We start from the raw sequence: 19,561 nt of genomic DNA on the forward strand, positions 1-19,561 counted from the left end.
CGATATTTATTGTTAGTAAAAGCGACAAATAATACGTCGACAATATTCAAAAAAACTAAATATCTTATGTTTGATTTAGACCTAATAAAAAAAGTATATTCAGAACTCCCCGAGAAGGTAAAAAAAGCCAAAGCTGTTCTGGATAAGCCAATGACTTACGCAGAAAAGATTCTTTATTCTCACCTGTTTGCAGCGCAGGAATTAGCTGCATTTAAACGCGGAGCAGATTATGTTGATTTTGCTCCCGATAGGGTAGCCATGCAGGACGCAACTGCACAGATGGCATTACTTCAATTTATTAACTCAGGAAAAAAACGAACAGCTGTTCCGTCAACGGTACATTGCGACCACTTGATACAGGCGCAGGTTGAAGGGAAAGCCGACCTTGGAGTAGCTAAAAGTGCCAATGCTGAGGTATTCAATTTCCTTGAATCCGTTTCGAATAAGTACGGAATTGGATTTTGGAAACCGGGAGCCGGTATTATTCACCAGGTGGTTTTGGAAAATTATGCATTCCCGGGCGGAATGATGATCGGAACCGACTCGCACACCGTTAACGCAGGAGGACTCGGGATGGTGGCTATTGGAGTTGGTGGTGCCGACGCTGTTGATGTGATGGCAGGAATGGCCTGGGAACTCAAAATGCCAAAAATGATTGGTGTAAAACTCACCGGTAAATTGAGTGGCTGGGCTGCTCCAAAAGATGTGATATTAAAAGTTGCCGGTATTCTTACTGTAAAAGGTGGAACCGGAGCTATTATCGAATACTTTGGCGAAGGTGCCAAATCGCTTTCAGCAACCGGAAAAGGGACCATTTGTAACATGGGTGCTGAAGTAGGTGCTACCACAAGTATTTTTGCTTACGACGAAAGTATGGAGCGTTATTTACACGCTACCGGACGAGCAGAAGTGGCTGAACTGGCCAATGGAGTAAAAGAACACCTCGACGCTGACCCCGAAGTTTATGCAAATCCTGAAAAGTATTACGACGAGATAATTGAAATTAACCTTTCGGAACTGGAGCCACACGTGAACGGGCCTTTTACTCCCGACCGCGCCACTCCTATCTCGCAGATGAAAAAAGAAGCTGAAGCCAACGGATGGCCAATGGATATTTCAGTGGGGTTGATTGGCAGCTGTACGAACTCATCATACGAAGATATTTCGCGTGCAGCATCGATTGCCAAACAAGCCGAAGAAAAAGGATTGGTAACCAAATCGGAATTTACCATTACACCAGGATCGGAACAGGTACGTTACACCATCGAACGCGATGGATTTATCGATACTTTCGAGAAAATTGGCGGAAAAGTATTTGCCAACGCCTGCGGACCATGTATTGGCCAGTGGGCACGCCCCGGAGCAGAAAAGGGAGAAAAAAATACGATTGTACACTCATTCAACCGCAACTTCTCGAAACGTGCCGACGGAAATCCGAATACCCACGCATTTGTAACATCGCCCGAAATGGTAACAGCGCTGGCAATTGCCGGTCGTTTGGATTTTAATCCTGCAAGCGATTCGTTGCCAAACAAAAATGGCGTTGAAGTAAAACTTGATCTTCCAACAGGTGAAGAATTACCAAGTAAGGGATTTGATGTAAAAGATCCGGGATTCCAGGCACCGGCAAAAGACGGATCGAGTGTTGAAATAGAAGTTTCTCCCGAATCGAAACGTCTACAGCTGCTGTATCCGTTTGAAGCCTGGGACGGGAAAAATATATCAGGTGCCAAACTGCTGATAAAAGCAGAAGGTAAATGTACAACCGACCACATTTCAATGGCCGGTCCGTGGTTACGTTTCCGTGGCCACCTTGATAACATCTCGAATAACATGCTGATAGGTGCAGTTAACGCATTTAACGAAGAATCGAATAAAGTTAAAAACCTGCTTACCGGCGAATACGATGCAGTACCTGCCGTACAGCGCCAGTACAAAGCCAAAGGAATTCCAACGGTGGTGGTTGGCGATCATAATTATGGTGAAGGGTCATCGCGCGAACATGCTGCAATGGAGCCACGTCATTTGGGCGTAAAAGCGGTAATTGTAAAATCGTTTGCCCGAATCCACGAAACCAACTTGAAAAAACAGGGAATGCTGGGATTAACCTTCGACAATGAGAACGATTACGATTTGGTTCAGGAAGACGATACCTTTAATTTTATTGATCTGGTAGATTTTGCACCGGACAAACAATTGACAGTAGAAGTCGTTCATGACGATGGTTCTAAAGATACCATTAAAGTGAACCACACTTACAATGCGCAACAAATTAAATGGTTCAAAGCAGGATCAGCACTGAATTTAATAAAACGACAAAATCAATAATCAAAATTTCTTGCCGTGGCGCAAAACTACTTTGGGAGTTGTGCGTCTTGGCGGGAATTAATTATAACCAGTAAATTAATTAATACGACCATGCAAAAAATTAAAGTGCAAAATCCGGTAGTCGAGCTCGACGGTGATGAAATGACCCGCGTAATTTGGGATTTCATCAAACAAAAACTCATTCTCCCTTATCTTGATATTGACTTGAAATATTACGATTTGGGAATGGAAAGCCGCGATGCAACCGACGACCAAATTACAATAGACGCAGCCCATGCCATTCAAAAATATGGTGTTGGGGTAAAATGTGCCACCATTACTCCTGACGAAGTTCGTGTGGAAGAATTCGACCTGAAAAAAATGTGGAAGTCGCCAAATGGTACTATCCGTAATATTTTAGGCGGAACTGTTTTCCGCGAGCCGATTATGATTTCGAATATTCCGCGTTTGGTACCGGGGTGGAAAAAGCCAATTTGCATTGGTCGTCACGCTTTTGGCGATCAGTATCGAGCTACCGATTTCCTTACCAAAGGCAAAGGGAAACTAACCATCACTTTCACTCCTGAAGACGGTAGTGAACCGATATCGCACGAAGTATTCGATTTTGAAGGAAACGGACTGGCAATGGCCATGTACAACACCGACGAATCGATTATTGGGTTTGCCCATTCATGTATGAATCAGGCGCTTGAAAAAGGATGGCCATTGTACATGTCCACTAAAAATACTATCTTAAAAGCCTACGACGGTCGATTTAAAGACCTTTTCCAGATGGTATACGAAAACGAATACCGCGAGAAATTTGAAGCCGCAGGAATTTGGTACGAACACCGTTTGATCGACGATATGGTAGCCGCAGCCCTGAAGTGGGAAGGCGGATTTGTTTGGGCCTGTAAAAATTACGATGGCGATGTACAAAGCGATACCGTTGCACAAGGTTTTGGATCGTTGGGTTTAATGACTTCAACATTGGTTACTCCCGATGGGAAGACTATGGAAGCTGAAGCAGCTCACGGAACGGTAACACGCCACTTCCGTCAGCACCAGCAGGGAAAACCAACTTCTACAAATCCAATTGCATCAATTTTTGCATGGACACGAGGTTTGGCTTTCCGCGGCAAACTTGATGATAATCAGGAACTGATTGATTTTGCACATACGCTGGAACAAGTTTGTATTGAAACTGTAGAATCGGGCAAAATGACCAAAGACCTGGCGTTAATCATTCATGCTAAAGGATTACAGGAAGCTCATTACTTAACAACAGAGCAATTTTTGGAAGCATTGGATGAAAATTTACAGGCAAAACTGAATTAACTGTCATTTCGAACGCAGAGAGAAATCTGTTTCATTAAAGCTTTGAAGCTACAGATTTCTCAGCCGTACCTCCTCCGAAATGACATCATTGGAAGAATAAAATATGACAGAAAAAACCAAAATAGTCGCTGGAAAGCTGGTAGTACCCAATTACCCGGTAATTCCATTCATTGAGGGCGATGGAATCGGAAAGGATATCAGCAGCCCTTCACAACGGGTAATCGATGCTGCCGTTACCAAAGCATACGGTGATACAAAAAAAATTACCTGGAAGGAAGTGCTGGCAGGCGAAAAAGCTTACCACGAAACCGGAAGTTACCTGCCCGATGAAACCATTGAGGCATTTAAAGAGTACCTCATCGGAATAAAAGGGCCGCTGCAAACGCCCGTTGGCGGCGGAATTCGTTCGCTAAACGTTGCCTTGCGACAAACACTCGATTTATATGTTTGTGTGCGCCCGGTGCGTTGGTTTAAAGGCGTGCCCTCTCCTATTCGTTACCCGTCGATGGTGGATATGCATATTTTCCGCGAAAACACCGAAGACATTTATGCAGGTATCGAATACATGATGGGCGAAGACGAAACAAAAAAGTTTCGCGATTTTCTGGTAAACGAAATGGGTGTCGACAAAATTCGATTCCCCGAGTCATCGTCGTTTGGCGTAAAACCCATTTCCAAAGACGGATCGGAGCGCTTAACAAAAGCAGCTATTGAATATGCCATCGATCGCCAGTTGCCATCGGTAACCATCGTTCATAAAGGAAATATTATGAAATTTACCGAGGGTGCTTTCAAAAACTGGAGCTACGACCTGGCAGAAAATGAATTTGCAGAACAGACTTTTACCTGGCGACAATACGAAGCCCTGAAAGAGGACAAAGGCGAATTGGATGCCAATAAAGCATTGGAAGCCGCGAAAAAGGCCGGAAAAGTAATCGTTAAAGATTCTATCACCGATGCCTTTTTACAGGAATCGTTGTTGCACCCGTGGGATCATTCGGTAATTGCCACCATGAACCTGAACGGCGATTACGTTTCGGATCAACTGGCAGCAATGGTAGGAGGAATCGGCATTTCGCCAGGAGCCAATATTAATTACCAAAGTGGTTATGCCATTTTTGAAGCAACTCACGGAACTGCGCCCAATATTGCCGGAACGGGTAAAGCTAACCCGGGCTCATTGATCCTTTCGGCTGTTATGATGTTGGAATATATGGGATGGAACGATGCAGCAGAGCACGTTTACGATGCAATGGAACACGTTTTTGCAAAACGTAAAGTAACAAGCGATCTGCATGCGCAAATGGAAGGAGCTACACTGCTAACGACTTCTGAATTTGCCGATGCCATAATTCGAAATATGCATTAATTAAATAAATCAATAACAATAACAAATGGAATACATTAAGTACAGATTTTATCAGAAAGCCAATAAGTGCGCTAAGGAGTTCCAGAGACTCAAAAAAGATCATGCCGACGTTGTTCTGGGCGAAGTAAAACTCGGGCAAGTATTAACAGGAATGAAGGGTATACCGCTGTTGGTAACCGACACGTCAAAACTCGATCCGGAAGAAGGGATTCGTTTTAAAGGCTATACTATTCCTGAATTACAGGAAAAACTGCCTAAAATAAACCCTGAGGGAGAACCTATTCCTGAAGGACTGCTTTATTTAATGCTTATTGGTGAAATCCCAACACAGGAAGATGCGCTAAACTTGTCGAGAGACCTGGCTACACGCGCACACGTACCACAGCATACTTTTGATGTTATTGATGCGATGCCAAAAACATCGAAGCCAATGACACAGTTTAGCGCTGCGATAGTTTCGATGGCTACCGAATCAACTTTTCAGAAAGCATACCGTGCCGGTGTAAATAAAAAATATTTTTGGGATGCCACTTACGAAGACGTGATGAACCTAATTGCTCGTTTGCCTCGTATTGCAGCTTATATTTACCGTCGGCAATTCTACAACAACGACCATATTGAGCCAAACCCACGTTTAGACTGGGCCGGTAACCTGGCACACATGATGGGGCACGACTCAGAAGAAATCCGTCGTTTGTTCCGTCTGTATATGATTATTCATGCCGATCACGAAGGTGGAAACGTATCGGCACACACAGCACACCTGGTAGGTTCTGCACTGAGTAATCCGTACTACTGTTATTCAGCGGCAATGAACGGTTTAGCCGGACCATTGCACGGATTAGCCAACCAGGATGTTATCTTCTGGATTTTTGAAATGATAGAAGAACTGGATACTGATACACCTACCGATGAGCAAGTAGCAGAATACTGCAAGAAAACATTGGAAAGCGGACGGGTAATTCCGGGATACGGACATGCTGTACTGCGCAAAACTGATCCACGTTTTACTGCCCAGCAGGAATTTGCCAATAAATACATTAAAGACGATAAAATGGTAAACCTGGCTAACCAGCTGTACCGCGTGGTTCCGCCAATTTTAGGTTCTGTTGGAAAAATTAAAAACCCATGGCCTAATGTTGATGCTTACAGCGGATCGTTGTTGTATCACTACGGAATTAAAGAATATACTTTCTATACCGTAATGTTTGGTGTATCGCGTGCGTTGGGAGTACTGGCATCGTTGGTTAACGACCGTATTTACGGTATGCCAATTGAGCGACCTACCTCTCACCCACTAAGCTGGTTTAAAGAACAAGCCGAAGGAAAAGGATCAGATTGCTAAAAATTGCATTGATATAAATGAAGAAGCCGGCTTTGCCGGCTTTTTTATTGTTTTTATGGATTTCGGCGTAAATGCCGCCCGCCAGAAAGTGAGCACTTATTATTATCCCGAGAATCCTCAGAGTTTGTCCCCTTAGTGATTTATCGATGGGTAAAACAAGAATAAATGCCAATACACCAATGAAAACTAAAAAAAAACGAGATCGCACGTTTTACCATATCATCACTTGATGCAGTGGATCTAATCTTTTTGAATACCCATGAGTTAAAAATCAGTAAAATGACTAAAAACACGAATACAATACCGGGCTGAATTAGTGAGTTGAAAATAGTACTTATGCTTTCCATACCTTATACGTTTTGAACGGTAAGTAAATTATACACTTTGTAATTTCTATATTACCCGTTGTTTTACTACAAAAAAGAACACTCTCTTTATTACAGAAAATGGCAAAACACAAAAGTTATTAGCTCAGTTTTATATTTTGCCCTTTATCAGGCTCTTCATAGATATCAGAAACACCACCCGACACAATAAACTTCATAACAATTGCCGGATTTAAATCAATGCCCCGAACTTGTTCTTTTGGAACAATAAATAATTCTCCTGAAAAATTATACGAATGTGGGAAATATACGGCTACTTTATCCTTTTCATCAAGTTTACTTAAATCTTCCTGTGTAAGGAAACCAAGTTTTTCCAGATTCGAGACGGGATTTACAAGCACCATAACCGGTTTGTTAAATTTCTTTTCTTTACCGACAAAAGCTGAAAAAAGATCATTCATGGCGGAATAAATAAGTTTTAGCAGTGGTGCTTTTTCAAGAAAACGCTTAAAGATAAGTTTAAAAGGCTGAGCAATAATACTTTGCCCGATGATTCCTACTACTACCAAAAAGAAGAAAATAATTACCAAACCTAATCCCGGAATATCAATTTTTAAATACTCTTGAATTATATCGTCTAATAAATTGTCGACAAAACTGAAAATCAGAAAAATGATATACGCCGTAACTCCAAAAGGCGCAATATAAAGCAGGCCTTGAAGAAAATAATTGATTAACTTTTTCATACGATTTTATGTGTAAATATTTTTCATGCTTTTTGAATACATCAAATTTAATTCGAATTTGTACACAAGGAATTTTATTGATTAAAATTATTGTGTCAAACTATTTTATACCATTTTCAATTCTCACTGAGAAACGACGAATCCCTCTATCAGTTCCCGATTGCTCCGCCCAGGGTTTAGTTGGTATAATCTCTGTTTACTATCGTTGTTGAAATTAAACTCTCACTGATTTTACATTCAAAATAACGTACCATTACATAAGGCATAGGATGATAAATAACGTTCGAATTCCCTATTTTTCCTTTCCATCGTAAATTACACAACAACAACAACTTATATACTTCAAGAAACGCTATATTTGCTCCCAAAGTACATTAAAACGTGCATAGCACAGTTGACAGACAATTAGTAACAGACAATAGAAAAGGATATTAATGCCAAAACTTACGGTTTTCGGATGATTTTATGCATTACACCTTTTTAAAATATTTTTGGTTTATACAAGCCACTACATTTAATGACATATCTTTTCAGAGCAATAAAATTCAACTCTTTCTGCTTAAATAAAATAAAGCTGGTTATATTTAATTTGGTTGTTATTTTACTCGTTATATTATTCTCAGGATCTTTAACAAACACGGCAAATTGCCAGCCAACTAACTTACAATTCAGATACCTTACTACCGATGAAGGACTATCATCATCACTTGTAATAAGTTTTTTACAAGACCATAATGGGTATATGTGGATAGGCACCTATAATGGCCTAAACCGTTATGACGGGAAAAGAATTAAAGTCTACAATAATGACATTTCAGACCCCAACAGCCTGCAGTGCGACAATGTCAGGGTGATATTTCAGGATAATAATAATGACCTTTTTATCGGCACAAACTGTGGTTTAAGTTATTATGATCCTTATAATGATAACTTTATAAACTTCATGACTGATGAATCTTCTCCACTTTATGGAATGGGGGTTAGTGTTTATGGAATAGATAGTAGCGACGATGGTTATTTATGGCTTGCAACCGACGCCGGATTAATACATTTTAACCCAACAACCCAGGCCATTACAACCTATACCAATGATCCGGATAATCCACAAAGTTTACCAGATAATTTAGTGCAAGATGTATTTACCGACAGTAAAAACCGAACATGGGTAAGCTTGAAAGGAGGTCTCGCTCTGTTTAATCATGAAACAAAAACATTCAAATTGATTACAAATGGGGCCAACCCAAAAAATATTAATTCCGAGAATACTTTTCTCGAAATAACTGAGGACCAACAAGGAAATGTTTGGTTTGCAAGCTTCGACGGCTTGTTTTGTTTGGAAAACTCATCTTCCGAGAATGATAATTTAATCTGCTACAGACATCACCCGGATGATCCAAACAGTATATCAGCCAGCCACCTAACAAGTTTATATAACGATTCTCAAAACAATCTGTGGATAGGTGCAGAAAATGATGGATTATACCGATTCAACCGTGAGGAGAAAAACTTTTTGCACTACAGCAGCGATGATTACAACCCAAAAAGTTTAAACAATATATCGATTCAGGCAATAAACGTAGATAACTCCGGAAACCTGTGGGTTGGAACTTTTGGCGGTGGAGTAAATATTTCGCCCAAAAACAGCGATGCCATTCTACACTACAAAAATATAAAAGGAGCAAAACAAAGTTTAAGTAATAACGTGGTAAGTACCATTTATGAAGATTCGAAAAACAGAATGTGGATTGGCACCGATGGAGGTGGTTTGAACCTTTTTAATAAAAGGACTAAACGTTTTACTCGTTTTAACGAAAGCAATTCCGGCTTTTCGAGCAATGTTATTTTATCCATTAAAGAAGATAAGAACCAGCGTTTGTGGTTGGGAACCTGGAATGGAGGAATTATTAAATTTGATCCCGATAAAGGAAACTCGGCAATTTACTCTATTAAAAACAGTAAAATTCCGGACAATAGCATCTTTAGCATTGTAATGGGTGAAAACAACGACCTGTGGTTGGGAAGTTTCCGCGCGGGGTTAATTCATTTTGATATAGAGAAAAATGAGTTCCATTCATACAACCAAAGCAACAGCGCTATTGTTGGCGAGTATATTTCTGTAATAAGAAAATACAAACAGGATAAGCTTATCCTGGGAACAACAAATGGTTTCTCCATTTTTTCAACAAAAAACAAAACGTTTACCAACTATCCTTTTGAACAAGGTGATCCAAATTGTATAAGTCACAATTCTGTTCACGATATTGTAGTTGAAAACGACACCAGCATTTGGATTGGAACCCAATCAGGGCTAAACAGATTTAATCCTGAATCAAAAGTTATTAAAAAGTATTTTGAGAAAGACGGACTCCCGAATAATGTAATTCGTGGCCTGGTATTGGGTAATGATGGAATCTTATGGGTTACAACAGCTGCAGGAGTATGCAAATTTGATTGTAACAACAAAGAGAATTCAAACAATAAATATGAAACCTTTACTAAGGATGATGGATTACAAGGCAATGAGTTTTATTTCAAAAGTACCTTGCTAGCCGAGAATGGAAAATTGTATCTGGGAGGAATGAATGGGTTCAATGTAATTTCGCCCGACAGAATTATGCAAAACACAAATATCCCTGAAGTTACCATCACTGAGTTTGAAATTTTCAATAAACCAGTTGTTCCAAATACGCCCGGCTCACCATTAAAGAAAATCATTTCCGAAACGGAAAAAATTACGTTAAATCATCACCAGTCGGTACTTACTTTTTCTTTTGCAGCCATGGACTTTACAACCCCCCAAAAAAATCAGTATGCCTATAAACTCGAAGATTTCGACAAAAACTGGACTTATTCCGGAAACCGATCGAAGGTAACTTACACCAATCTCGACCCGGGAGATTACCTGCTAAAAGTAAAAGGAACAAACAATAACGGAGTATGGAATGAGAAAGCGACGATATTGGAAATAGAAATATTACCTCCCTGGTGGTTAACCATTTGGTTTAAATTGATTGTACTACTTTTCGGTATAAGCCTTATAGTTACGTTTTTCTATTTACGAACAGCAACTTTAAGAAAGCAAAAAAGACAATTGGCACAGGAAGTACGGGAACGGACTTATGATTTGAAAGAAAAAAATCGCTTGTTGATTAAAAAATCTGACGAGCTGATAAAAACAAACGACCAACTTACCGAGAATCAAAAGATCATAAAAAACCAATCGGAAGAACTAAAAGTTACAGCTGAAAATCTGGAGGAAATTAATAACGAATTGACATCAATTAATGCTACTAAAGACAAGTTATTCTCGGTTATTGCCCATGACCTTAAAAATCCTTTTAATATAATTCTCGGTTTTAGTGAGTTACTCATCAATAACTTTCATTCCTGGGACGACGAACAAAAACTAAAAACACTAACTTTCCTTAATAATTCGTCGAATGAGGCCTACACGCTTCTGGAGAATTTGCTTCACTGGTCAAGAAGTCAGGGTAAAAAGATTGAGTTTGCACCTTCAGAAATAAATGTGGCAAATTTTATTGATAACGTGCTGAACAATGTTAGCTCAGTTGCCACAAATAAAAATGTAAAACTTTTAAACCTTTGTACCAACAAAAACCTAAGCGTGCATGCTGACCAAAACCTGCTAACAATTGTTTGCCACAACTTGTTAACGAATGCTATTAAATTCAGTTTACCCAACAGTAAAATAGTTGTTAATGCGGAGAATTATACCAACGAATTTGTACAGTTTAGTGTTCGCGACGAAGGTGTAGGCATTTCAAAAGAAAAAGTAAAAACACTTTTTAATCTGGAAAACACCTCCTCAACAAAAGGTACAGATGGAGAAAAAGGAACTGGACTGGGACTGATGATTTGCAAGGAATTTGTTACTTATCACCAAGGAGAAATAGGGGTTGAAAGCGAGATTAACAAAGGTACTACCTTCTTTTTTACCATTCCAAAACATCAAGCCATTTAGGTACATGGCATTTCCCCTGATGGTGCGGATTTGCAACAAAAAACAAACACCACATGTTTTCTAACCAAGTGTTTACTTCTTCCTTAACAGAATTGAATTAACGGCATTTCTGAAGAAAGAATCTGAAGATTAAAAAATCATTGTAAAAGAAACCCGTAAAAATGAGCAATAAAAATCCCGACTTGACACAAGCCGGGACTTTTTCCTGTAACTATCTGGCGTATTTAATCTTTATTCATTAATCCCTGTTCAACTCCGCACACCTTAATGTCAGGCTAAGCGTAGTCAAAATATGAAATGAAAAGCATCCGGCTACGTCATTCCGAACTTGTTTCGGAATCTCAATTATTTAATGGATGCTGAATCCGTCAGCTGACGGACAGCATGCGTAACGACCTTAAATTATTGACACAAAACGAATTTCCAGTCTCTTAAAGTTTTGTAACAAACTCTTCCAGCGGTTTTCGTGTACGCGGCTCTCGCTCCCTTGACTTAAATGGCTCTTCCAAGTCATTTGCATCACCTAAATAGCCCAAAGCGCCCATACAAACCGGGCTCATATCTTCGTTTAAACGGAGTGTCTCTTTGGCCTTGCCAGCATCGTATCCTGCCATTAAATGGCCATAAATATCAACACTAACCGCCTGAAGCAGCAATTGTGCATTTGCCAGTCCCACATCATGCATTGCCTTCTTATTCGTTTTTCCGTTCGACTCAAAAGTATGCCGTTGCAAGGCGACAAAAAGTACCGCTGCATTTTTTGTCCAGGGTTGATTTCCCGGCAACAAACATTCCCAAAGCCTATCAAACCCGGGAGTTCCTTTTAAGCCATATACATATTTCCAGGGTTGCTCATTTCTGGCACTTGCTGCCCATGATGCCCCGGTAAATATTTTATTTACATCTTCCTCTGTTACTGGTTTATCCGAAAAAGCTCTTGGACTCCATCTCTTTTCAAGTAATGGATGAATTTTGTATTTACTCATACTGTTTTTATAATTTTACTTTAATGCTAAAGGTAGTTCCATTAACAAGATCCTGCAATTTTCGGTGGCAGTTATATCAATTTCATCAACCTCACTAATTCCAATGGCATCGCGTTCCGATAATTCGTTTCCTGAAATATTCACTTTCCCTTCAATCACCATGATATACAATCCATTTCCCGACTTTTTAAGCGTGTACGAATCTGTTTTACCGGCGTCGTAATTCCCGAGGAAAAACCAGGCATCCTGGTGAATCCATACACCCTGATCGTGGGGATTTGGCGAAAGTACCTGATACAGCTTATTGGCTTCTGCCACATCCCGAATGGAAATCTGATCGTAACGCGGTTGTACATTTTGTTTGTTTGGTAACAACCAAATTTGGAAAAGCTTTAATGTTTTATCGGGATGATGATTAAACTCGCTGTGATACACTCCCGATCCGGCACTCATCACCTGTACATCGCCCTCGCGAATAACGGCCTCATTACCCATATTATCTTTGTGTTCCAGATCGCCTTCCAAAGGAATGGTAATAATTTCCATGTTATCGTGTGGGTGCGTTCCAAAACCTTTTCCTCCGGCAATAGCATCGTCGTTTAACACCCGCAGCACGCCAAAATTCATTCGTTCGCGATCGAAATAATTGGCAAAACTAAAGCTGTGCCTTGTCTCCAGCCAACCGTGGTTGGCATATCCTCTTGAATCTGCTTTATAAAAAATTGTTTTCATGTCTCTTTTATTTCGTTTTCTGTAAAAAAATGCCGGTGCCCGGTATTGCTTTTCAGCAAATTCAGACACCGGTAAAGGTTCTCTCCATCACTATTCTCACGAATTCCCTTCTGAACCTTAATTGTTATATTGTTTTCTTCTGGCTTCTAATTCTTTATTTGCTTGAGGTCATTCCATCAGCAGCTGTAGCTTTCAATTCAAATTTAATCTGGAATTCGTCATTGATCATTTTATCGCCAAGATCGCTGAAGAATTTTCCTGAGCCGTATTTAATATCCCACTTTGTACGGTCGATAGAAGCAGTTCCTTCTGCTGATAACGTATTCCCTTCAATTTTTACTTCTGCAGGAAACGATACTTCGTTTGTAATTCCTTTAATAGTAAGGTCGCCAACAACTTTATCGTTTTCGAATGAAGTAATTTTAAAGTTGGCCACCGGATGCTTCTCTGCCGAGAAGAAATCATCTGATTTAAGGTGACCTACCAGTTTGTCTTTCCACTCACCTTCAAGATCAGTTACTTCAATCGAAGTCACATCCATATTCAGATTAGCTCCTGTAACTTTTTTACCTTCTGCAAAAACTTCTCCTCCGGCTAAGTTGAGGTAACCTGTGTGTTCACCAGTAACTTTTTTACCGGTCCAATATACTTTGCTGGCTTTGGTGTCAACACTAAATGTTGTTTTATCGCCCTTAGTACTCGATGCAAAACTTGTGCTTGCTATTGCAATCACAACGATTAATAATGTAGCTAATTTTTTCATTTTCTTTTTTTGTTTGATGTTTATCAATAATTTATACTGCAAACATAAGGGGTATTGAAGACGAAAAAAATAAACTAGTTTAAGAAAAACACCTTTTAGTCTCTTTTTCTTGCTTTTTTGGCAATGATCTTACTTAAAAACACGGGAGTAACCCCCAGATAAGACGAAATATGGTATTGCGGAAGGCGTTGAACCAGGTTGGAATCGTTCTTTAAAAGCTGTTCGTAATTTTCTTCGGCTGTTTTTGACAGAATGGAAACGAAGCGTTTTTGTAAAAAGATATACGAGCGCCGGATGTATGATCCCAACTGTGGGTATTTCTTTATTAGTAATGCATAACCATTTTCGTCAACCGAAAAAACAGTGGTATTCTCCACTGCATCCATAAAATATGATGTGGCAGCCGGAGTAGCTAAATCTCCCAGCCACTGTCGTTCTTTTGCAAACAGCACATTAAATTCTTTTCCACTCTGATCGATAATATACATGCGAAGCAGCCCCTCTTCTATGTAATAATGGCGGGTGTTCTCTTCATCAACGCGAAATACTCGTTCTTTCTTTTTAAACTGTTCTTTTTTGAAAACCGATGTAAGTTCTGCTTTATCGGCATCAGTTAGTTCGTGCTTGCCTATTTTCTCAAAATATGAATACAGTACAGAGAAGTCTTCCATGTGGTTATCGTTTCTACCACAAATTTAACAATCAAAAACGATGCACCATGCTGGATGCTACTTTTTTAATGCCTCCGTGAAAATTGCATTTAGCAAACTTGAATCATCTTTGCTATCGCTGCTTAGTTGCCAGAACATAATGCCGCCTAAATTATTTTCGATGGCGTATTGTGTTTTTAATTTTATTGATTTTGTATCGTCATAAGTCACAAAAATACTGTCCGTAGGATTATACAGAAATGGTGCCTTCGCCACCGGATCCCAGTGTTTTTCGTAACCAGCCTCTTCAGTAAAATCAGTTAATAAAACGGAATAGGAAGTTCCTCCGCTTATCGGGCCGGTATTGGGTTGATACAAACCTGTGTCCTCAGGTGGAACACCTGTCCAGCCTCTACCGTAAAATGCTGCACCAATAACAATCTGATTTGGGTCGACACCTTTTTCCACACAAAACCGGATAATTTCTTCGGCTGATTGTGGCTCCCACAAATCTTCTCCTTCCGGTAATTCAGCATTTTGTATCGTCATGGCCACACCGAGTGGTGATTGCTCAATGTCTGCCAGCGACCGGTGCCCCAATGCCGTATGATGTGTAGCAAACTTTGTTGCGCCACCTGCCTGATCATAGGTCATTACGTTCATATAATCAACATATTTCATCACCTCCAATAATTCTACATTTTTATAATAGCGCTTCCATCCGGCTGAGGCAAATGTTAGTATTTGCGGGCGATCAAGCTGGTCCAGCGCTTCACGCAGTCCTTTCATTAAAAGGGTAAAGTTTTCCTTATCCTCGGGGCGTGCTTTTGTTCCTCCCGCCGGAATTGCCGGGTACTCCCAGTCAATATCTACTCCATCCAACTGGTACTTCTCAATAAAATCGATGGTACTGCTTATGAATTTCGATCGGCTTTCTTTGGTGAACACTGCATCCGAAAAACCATCGGCAGTCCAGCCGCCACAAGCAATCATCACTTTTAACTGCGGATGCTTTTCTTTTTGTGCTACCAGCTGTTTCAAAATCCCATCCGATTCCGCATTACGAAACTGCATTTCGCCATCAATAACTTTGCTGAAACTAAAAATAATGTGGGTTAACTGCTCCAACGGTAACTGATCGGGCATATAACCCTCGCGCGGAACATAGTATGCCATAATATTAATAGGTACATCTGTTTTTTCTATTTTTGTTGACTTTTGCGATTCGCAGGAAACAAAAAATATACAGGCAATTAAAATTGAAATTAACTTGTTCATGATAATTTAGGTTTTCGATAAACTGGCATAAAGATATGTTTATATTTGCACTTTGTAAAATATTTAAAAACTAACGGCAAAAAATGAATATTCTAAAAAAGATAATCCTTCAGCTTTTCGCATTCTTATTTTGTGTATTTACCCTATCTGCACAAACTCCGGCTGATTGGGTAAACCCTTTTATCGGGACAACCAACTACGGAACGACCAATCCTGGCGCTGTAGTTCCGCGAGGAATGGTGTCGGTAGTACCGTTTAACGTAAGCGGTAACTCTCCGTTAAATGCTCGCGACAAAGATGACGGCTGGTGGTCGACGCCCTACTCGTGGGATAATAAATATTTTACCGGCTACTCGCACGTCAACCTAAGTGGTGTTGGCTGCCCCGAGTTAGGTGTTATTCTTTTGATGCCAACCACTGGCGAAGTAAACGGCGACCACCGCAAATACGGATCAGAAATGAGTGAACAGGTGGCTCATCCCGGCTACTATTCCACCTATTTAAATAAATACGATATCAAAACGGAAGTGTCGGCAAGCGAAAGAACAGGCATTAGCCGCTTTACTTTCCCGGCCGGGCAATCCAACATTTTGATCGATCTTGGCAACGGTTTGACCAACGAAAGTGGTGCCTCCATAAAAATCATAAACGATCACGAGATTGAAGGCTGGCGAATGACCGGAACTTTCTGTTATAACGACGGCACCGAACGCCCCGTATATTTTGTAGCGCGTTTTAGCCAACCCGCCGAAGAATTTGGCGTATGGAAAAAAATGCCAAAAATGGGGCATGAAGCAGCATGGTCGGCAACCAGTAATAAAATAAAATACTACAAAGATTTCAAGGCTGAAATGGCTGGCGACAGCATTGGCAGCTGGTTTACTTTTAACACCAAAGCCAACGACGAAATTCTGGTTGAAGTGGGGATTTCGTACGTCAGCATTGATAATGCACGACTGAATTTAAATCACGAAACGAACAATTTCGATTTTGAAGCCACACGAAAACAAGCTGAAGATAAGTGGAACAAAGCACTTTCGAAGATTACTGTTGAAGGAGGAAATGATGATCAGAAAACAGTTTTCTACACCGGTTTGTATCACATTCAGATTCATCCAAATATTTTAAGCGATGTAAATGGCCAGTATCCGGCCATGGAATCGTTTGAGATAAAAGCACATCCCAACGGCGAGCGCTACACCACATTTTCGTTGTGGGACACTTACCGAAATGTTCATCCGTTTATGAGTTTGGTTTTTCCGCAGCAGCAATTAAATGTGGTGCAATCGATTATAGAAATGTACGACGAGAGTGGCTGGCTGCCACGTTGGGAGCTAAACAGCACCGAAACGCATGTAATGGAAGGCGACCCGGCTATTCCGGTTCTTGTGGACACCTGGTTCCGTGGCATCCGCGATTTTGACATTGAAAAAGCTTATGAAGCGATGTACAAATCGGCAACCACGCCCGGCACCGAAAACAAGCTTCGCCCGGATATTGACCATTATATTTCGCATGGTTATGTTCCGCTAATGGAACAGTACGACAACTCGGTATCGCATGCCTTGGAATATTACATTGCCGACTGGAACCTGGCTCAACTCGCAAAAGAGTTGGGTAAAGAAGATGATTACGAACGCTTTTTAAAACAATCGAAAGGCTACAAAAACTACTATGATAAAGAGTTTGAGATTATCCGCCCGAAACTGGAAAATGGCGAATTCATGCCCGACTTTAATCCACGACAGGGCGAGAATTTTGAACCCAGCCCTGGTTTTCACGAAGGTAATGCCTATCAATATACTTTTTGTGCCCATCAAGATATGGATGGTATGATAGCGCTGAACGGTGGCAAAAAAGAATTTGTAAAAAAACTACAGGCAATTTTCGATAATGGTCATTTTGATATGGCCAACGAACCCGATATTCACTACCCGTGGCTTTTTAACTATGTGAAAGGCGAAGAATGGCGTGCCCAAAAAGAACTGAACCGTTTAATGACTACCTACTTCAAAAATGCACCTAACGGACTGCCGGGCAACGATGATACCGGAACCATGTCGACCTGGATTGTTTATGCCATGATGGGCATTTACCCGGTTCTGCCCGGTGATATGAATTATGCGCTCTCCACGCCTGTTTTTGACGAAGTGAAAATTCAACTGGATCCAAACTTTTATCCCGGACAAGAGCTCACTATAAAGAAGACGGGCTCGGGCTATAATATAAGCAGCATTTCGTTAAACGGTAAAAAGCAAAAGTCTTTCTTTATCAACCATGCTGATTTGGGTAAGGGGGGTGTTTTAGAAATTAAGCACTAAAAAATAACAAATCGTTTTTTTGCACCTTGGATTTAGCCCGGTGGTTACAATTGGAATTCATGAAAAGGCCTAAGCGATTAAACTGAATTAAAGGCTAACGCCCATTCTTAGTGTTCATTCCTAAATAACAGCTCTGAATGACGGTGCAAAAACAAAAAAAGGGAAACCTTGCGGCTTCCCCTTTTCAAATTCTATATTATAACTATTACATTAAGAACGAAATAAGCACACCTGCAGCAACAGCAGAGCCAATTACACCCGAAATGTTACTGGCCATGCAATACTGCAAAATGTGGTTCTTTTTGTCGTATTTCAGCGCCAGCTCGTTAGCCACACGCGACGCCATTGGCACAGCACTCAATCCGGTTGCACCAATAAGCGGGTTGATCTTTTTCTTGCTGAAAGTGTTTACCAGTTTTACCGCAAAAATACCTCCGGTAATTGATATGGCAAAGGCTACAAAACCTCCTACAATAATACCCAGGGTTTTTGCCGACAGGAAAACTTCAGCAGTCATTGTTGCTCCAACGGTAAGACCAAGGAAAATGGTTGCGGTATTCATAATTGGTCCCTGTGCAGCATCGGCCAATCGACTTGTCGACGAACCAATCTCTTTTATCAGGTTACCAAACAACAGCATTCCCAACAGCGGCACCGACGACGGAACCAAAACGGCAGCCAATGTTCCCAAAGCAATAGGGAAAATAATTTTGGCAGCTTTCATATTCTTAATCTGAACTTTTGCCGGGTACTGTTTTTCCATTTGTTTCATGTTGATGGTAAACTCTTTTTTAGAGATAAACAACTTTGAAACCAGGGGAACAATAACAGGCACCAGGGCCATGTAAGAATAAGCAGCAATAGCGATTGGTCCGAGCAAATGCGGAGCCAGTTTAATGGTTGTGTAAATGGCAGTTGGGCCATCGGCACCACCAATAATACCAAGCGAAGCAGCTTCTTTAGGTGTAAAACCAACAGCAATGGCTCCCAACAAGATGGTAAAAATACCAATCTGTGCAGCGGCACCAAATAATGCCAGTTTCAGGTTACGCAACATCGGACCAAAGTCGGTTAATACACCAACACCCATAAAAATTACAGGAGGTAGCAAACCGGTTTTAATCAGCGAATAATACAGGTAATTCATAATCCCGTATTCGTGCGCAATTTCAAATAGGTTCATATATCGGTGTCCTTCCAGCTCAATCAGTTCGGGGTCGACAACTCCCATTTGTCCCCCCGGAAAGTTGGCCAGCAACACACCAAATGCTATCGGAATAAGCAACAAGGGTTCGTACCCTTTCTTTATCCCGAGATACAGCAACACAAACGAAATCGCCCACATTATTAATGTTTGCCAGGTGATCTCGCCAAGCGCGGTCATGTTAAACAGTTCTGATAAAATATCCATAAAACCG

General features: G+C 40.7%; 13 protein-coding genes. 6 read left to right on the forward strand and 7 right to left on the reverse strand.

Annotation, left to right across the window (positions count from 1 at the left end; all coding sequences use genetic code 11):
- Positions 1-66: 66 nt before the first annotated feature.
- The 4 genes from G0Q07_RS15430 (at position 67) to G0Q07_RS15445 (ending at position 6,359) form a co-directional block, all read left to right on the forward strand.
- The gene (locus tag G0Q07_RS15430; protein ID WP_163347810.1) at positions 67-2,328 is read left to right on the forward strand and encodes an aconitate hydratase; all 2,262 of its coding nucleotides are present in this window, start codon (positions 67-69) and stop codon (positions 2,326-2,328) included.
- A 90-nt stretch (positions 2,329-2,418) separates the two neighbouring features.
- Entirely contained in the window at positions 2,419-3,645 is a 1,227-nt protein-coding gene (locus G0Q07_RS15435) for an isocitrate dehydrogenase (NADP(+)) (protein ID WP_163347812.1), read from the forward strand.
- 103 nt (positions 3,646-3,748) lie between these two features.
- On the forward strand, positions 3,749-5,014 hold the full coding sequence (gene icd, locus G0Q07_RS15440) for an NADP-dependent isocitrate dehydrogenase (protein WP_163347814.1): 1,266 nt from the start codon (positions 3,749-3,751) through the stop codon (positions 5,012-5,014).
- A 25-nt stretch (positions 5,015-5,039) separates the two neighbouring features.
- The gene (locus tag G0Q07_RS15445; protein ID WP_163347816.1) at positions 5,040-6,359 is read left to right on the forward strand and encodes a citrate (Si)-synthase; all 1,320 of its coding nucleotides are present in this window, start codon (positions 5,040-5,042) and stop codon (positions 6,357-6,359) included.
- A 466-nt stretch (positions 6,360-6,825) separates the two neighbouring features.
- Here the strand turns inward: G0Q07_RS15445 and G0Q07_RS15450 are convergent, their stop codons facing one another.
- Positions 6,826-7,431: a DUF502 domain-containing protein gene (locus G0Q07_RS15450; protein WP_163347818.1), complete on the reverse strand. Its 606-nt coding sequence runs from the start codon at positions 7,429-7,431 to the stop codon at positions 6,826-6,828.
- Between the two features lie 517 nt (positions 7,432-7,948).
- Here G0Q07_RS15450 and G0Q07_RS15455 point away from each other — a divergent pair.
- Positions 7,949-11,413, forward strand: coding sequence for a ligand-binding sensor domain-containing protein (locus tag G0Q07_RS15455; protein ID WP_163347820.1), 3,465 nt, complete (start codon positions 7,949-7,951; stop codon positions 11,411-11,413).
- 431 nt (positions 11,414-11,844) lie between these two features.
- On the opposite strand, the gene G0Q07_RS15460 is transcribed toward G0Q07_RS15455, so the two are convergent.
- From G0Q07_RS15460 to G0Q07_RS15480, 5 genes are all read right to left on the reverse strand, one after another.
- The gene (locus G0Q07_RS15460; RefSeq protein WP_163347823.1) at positions 11,845-12,399 is read right to left on the reverse strand and encodes a nitroreductase family protein; all 555 of its coding nucleotides are present in this window, start codon (positions 12,397-12,399) and stop codon (positions 11,845-11,847) included.
- A 15-nt stretch (positions 12,400-12,414) separates the two neighbouring features.
- Positions 12,415-13,131 carry a pirin family protein gene (locus G0Q07_RS15465; protein WP_163347825.1) on the reverse strand — a complete coding sequence of 239 codons (717 nt, stop codon included), beginning with the start codon at positions 13,129-13,131 and terminating at the stop codon, positions 12,415-12,417.
- 154 nt (positions 13,132-13,285) lie between these two features.
- Positions 13,286-13,894, reverse strand: coding sequence for a YceI family protein (locus G0Q07_RS15470; protein ID WP_163347827.1), 609 nt, complete (start codon positions 13,892-13,894; stop codon positions 13,286-13,288).
- Between the two features lie 95 nt (positions 13,895-13,989).
- Positions 13,990-14,565, reverse strand: coding sequence for a Crp/Fnr family transcriptional regulator (locus G0Q07_RS15475; RefSeq protein ID WP_163347829.1), 576 nt, complete (start codon positions 14,563-14,565; stop codon positions 13,990-13,992).
- A gap of 57 nt (positions 14,566-14,622) precedes the next feature.
- A complete protein-coding gene (locus G0Q07_RS15480; protein WP_163347831.1) occupies positions 14,623-15,822 on the reverse strand; it encodes a glycoside hydrolase family 18 protein in 1,200 nt (399 codons plus the stop codon).
- Positions 15,823-15,905: 83 nt separating this feature from the next.
- On the opposite strand from G0Q07_RS15480, the gene G0Q07_RS15485 reads away from it, so the two are divergent.
- Positions 15,906-18,143, forward strand: a complete 2,238-nt coding sequence (locus G0Q07_RS15485) for a GH92 family glycosyl hydrolase (RefSeq protein WP_163347833.1) — start codon at positions 15,906-15,908, stop codon at positions 18,141-18,143.
- Between the two features lie 205 nt (positions 18,144-18,348).
- Here G0Q07_RS15485 and G0Q07_RS15490 read toward each other — a convergent pair whose 3' ends face one another.
- Positions 18,349-19,554 carry a sodium ion-translocating decarboxylase subunit beta gene (locus G0Q07_RS15490; protein ID WP_163347836.1) on the reverse strand — a complete coding sequence of 402 codons (1,206 nt, stop codon included), beginning with the start codon at positions 19,552-19,554 and terminating at the stop codon, positions 18,349-18,351.
- Positions 19,555-19,561: the final 7 nt, after the last annotated feature.

It is taken from the genome of Draconibacterium halophilum (assembly GCF_010448835.1).
GTDB lineage: Bacteria > Bacteroidota > Bacteroidia > Bacteroidales > Prolixibacteraceae > Draconibacterium > Draconibacterium halophilum.